Annotated in this window: 2 protein-coding genes and 1 pseudogene; all 3 read right to left on the reverse strand. The window is 36.4% G+C overall.

Annotated elements, in window-relative coordinates:
- A pseudogene (locus ACEN2N_RS18895) lies at window positions 1–909 on the reverse strand (hypothetical protein); the annotation flags it as partial.
- Between the two features lie 234 nt (window positions 910–1,143).
- Entirely contained in the window at window positions 1,144–2,307 is a 1,164-nt protein-coding gene (locus ACEN2N_RS18900; protein ID WP_441825783.1) for a gliding motility-associated C-terminal domain-containing protein, read from the reverse strand.
- Window positions 2,307–3,337, reverse strand: a 1,031-nt coding sequence (locus ACEN2N_RS18905; RefSeq protein WP_441825784.1) for a hypothetical protein, incomplete at its 5' end; no start/stop codon positions are given. The genes ACEN2N_RS18905 and ACEN2N_RS18900, both read right to left, overlap by 1 nt.

Consider the following 3,337-nt stretch of genomic DNA (forward strand, 5'->3'; position numbering starts at 1 on the left):
ATCACTTATTTGCGATTCGGTGATGGTCAATGCAGTTTCATGTTGAGTAACATTTGATTCTTGAACTCTTGCATCTGTGAGCACACCCGAAGTTAAATCCGCTGCATCGGTGATATGCGCACCTGTACTATAATTGTTGTTGGCAACAAAAGCATCCACTTCGGCTTCAGAAAGTTGCGTATCGTCATCGCCATCATCTAATCCTGCAGGTCTGTTTGCAAGACTAGTCCATTCTCCATCGAAATCATCAGCAGCATTATCATCAAATCCTGATAAATCGACAGTTGTTGCATTTGGGTCATTAGATAAGGTTAGTACGCCCAAAGTATAATTTAATGTCTGAATTTCATTTTGGTCATCTGCATCCGCATCATCTACATTGATTGCAATAGCATTACCGTTATCAATACTAATATTCCCAGGTGTATTGTCGGTCTGTAAATTTTGATTGTCAGTAACAACGATTGATATAACCGTTTCTATTCCGTTTTCATTGGTATAGGTATACGTGCCATCGCCGTTATCTGCAAGTGTAGATATGGTTTGTGGTGCTCCATTAAAAGTTACGTTATTTCCGTTTCCGTCAGAAAGTGTAATGGTGCCATTTCCATTATCAGTAAATGTAAATGATGATGAAGAATTGCCATCGCAAAGGTTTATCCATATCAATCCGTTATAATAATGCACACATTGCGTGTCGGTATTATAGACTACGGCTCCGTTCAGTGGAGAAATTGCTTCCATTTGTGCCGTAGTAAGTCTGGTAAGCACAAGTGCTTTGTCTGTACTTTCTAATTCGACAATAGAAGCAGCATTTATGGTATTAGGGTTCTGACCTATTTTTACTTGTGCATTTGCACAGAATGATATAAAAACGAAGAGTAGTAGAAATTTAATTTTTGTAGACATCTAAATATTGGGGAATATGTTATCATCTATAAAAATAAAGCCGTCTATGTAGGAAAAATATAATATGTTGTGAACCTATGGATATATGTTGGGAAACCCGATAAACCTTTCAGTACAAAGTTGAAATATGCGTTTAATCTAGTAGTAAAAGAATTTAAATATGTAGGAATTTATTTTTATGATAGGATATTTCTTTCACAAGTATTCGATGCGGAAAGAAATTAGCTGAATTATTTATCTAGATAGATATAAAAAACCCTGATAATTTAAGTCGCCTTCAGGAATGTAAATCGTATAAAAATAGACGCCAGTAGGCAATCCTTTTTCTTCACCGAAAGGGACATTGTTCAGATTAGAAAATCCGACAAAATCATCAACGTAATCTGTTTTTTCGAACACTTTTAGTCCGTAGCGATCATAGATTTGAAGAAAGTTACTGTCAAAATCTTCTAATTCTTCTATGTAAAAACTGTCATTGATTCCGTCACCATTTACAGAAATAAAGAAATTATCTATGAATAGTACGTCTTTAGATAAAGGTTCGAACGGACTTTTAGATGAGCCCAGCGTTATAACTTCATAATCATCTGGTATAAATGATTCTGTTGTTACAAACCCTTCGGTTAATGTACCTACAGGCACACTACCAACTAGATTTACCCATTGTTGGGAATTTTTGCTCCATCCTACGGGGATAACTTCATCAACGTTTTCGGTTAAACTCCCTATAGTACTGCGGTCATTCCAACTTAAGGTTACCGTAGATGGTACAGTACCTTCTAATCTCCAGAATTCAAATGTATTTACCAATTCAACATCAAGTGCTGTTGTACCCGTATTATAAGAACCTAAAGGCGCTGGTGCGTTATTCGGATTTTCAAAAAAATAGGAACATTTTGCAAATAAATTAACGCTCTCAGAATTTATGATCAAAGGTCTTAAGTACTGCACATCACCTACGGGGAAACCAAAATTTTGTTGATTGGTTATTGCTGCATAACCTTCTATTTTGCTAAAATCGTTCTCGCCACTGTAAAATGAATTATCTACAAAATTATAGAAAATGTCTGGTTGCGATAGGGGAGTAAGAATACTACCGAATATGAAGTTGGTGTTATTGGTATTGTCCATACCTAGATTTAACTGCATGTTATTCTCTAGGGCAATTTCCATATCATAGAACTGCGGAGTAACATTACCCGAAACGGTCAAAAGCTCCGACCCATAAAAACCAGCAAGACCTAGATTATTATCTAAAGGCGATTCATTGATGAGGTTGGTATGAAAACCAATTTGCCCACCTTCGTGAATACGTAAGTTGCCGTTGTTATATAGTGCCGTTTGGGCAGAAATACTTGCCGCAAACAGAAAGAAAAGTATGTGTGTGTATTTTTTCATTAGTTGTTTTGCTTATCTAATAACATGGTTTTAATCTCTGCCATTTGAGCTTTTAAAGCCTCTAATTCTGTACTCATGTTAGTATTGGCACTCTGCAATTCTTTAATTTTCTTTTCTTGCTCGATCGTATGCAAAAATAGTTCTTCTACTTTTTCTAGGTTGACTCTAGATGCTTCACCTAAATCCCAATAACCTTGCTCTTTAATTGCTGCTGCAGATTTGATGCCCGGTAAGTGATTGTTTTCTTTTACAAATTTTTCAATTTCAGACAAGTTGGAAAATTTATAATTTGGATTCAAAATAGAATTGCCTAAGAAATATTTTTGGAAAACGTAATCTGGTACGGTGATATAAGCTGTCGCTGAAATTGTACCTTCTGCTCTAATGTTTCCGTTGACATGAAGTTTGGTGATAGGATCTGGATCTATCCCGATACCTATATCGCCTATTTCATTTATTCTCATAGCTTCAAATCCATTAGTCGAAAAACCTAATTGATCAATACCAATTCTATACATTCCCATGTTGGTATCATCATTCGTATAAAATCCATAACCAGGATTACCAGCACTACCTGATGTAGAAGCGAATCCACCTCTTGCTTGAATTTGACCATCAACATCAAGTTTGCTTTGGGGAGCCCCGGGTAAATTTCCTATTGCTAATCGATTGTTGGTTTCATCCCATAAGAGTTGATTGTTATTTTCAGCTATACCACCGTTGCCATCAGAAAATAAAAGTGAACCTGTATTTACAGGGTTTGTAAGGTTTTGCCATTCTACAATTGTTCCATTAGTAGCAAGAAATTGACCTGTAGTTATACTCGGTTCTATTTTCGCTGGAGTAACGGCTTCTGCCGCGAGTTCAGCTGTATCGATTCCTAATGGGGCAACGTCCAATGTCAAAGGGTCTGCTGTTGTTCCTGTTCCTGAAAGTTCTAGAGTTGCATCCGTTGCAGCTGTAACCTCATTACCGATAATTCCATCAATTTCTGTAACTGTTGCAGTAATATCTGCTTCTTGAATATATA

Origin of the sequence: Maribacter spongiicola, assembly GCF_052119685.1 — a bacterium.
Taxonomy (GTDB): domain Bacteria; phylum Bacteroidota; class Bacteroidia; order Flavobacteriales; family Flavobacteriaceae; genus Maribacter; species Maribacter spongiicola_A.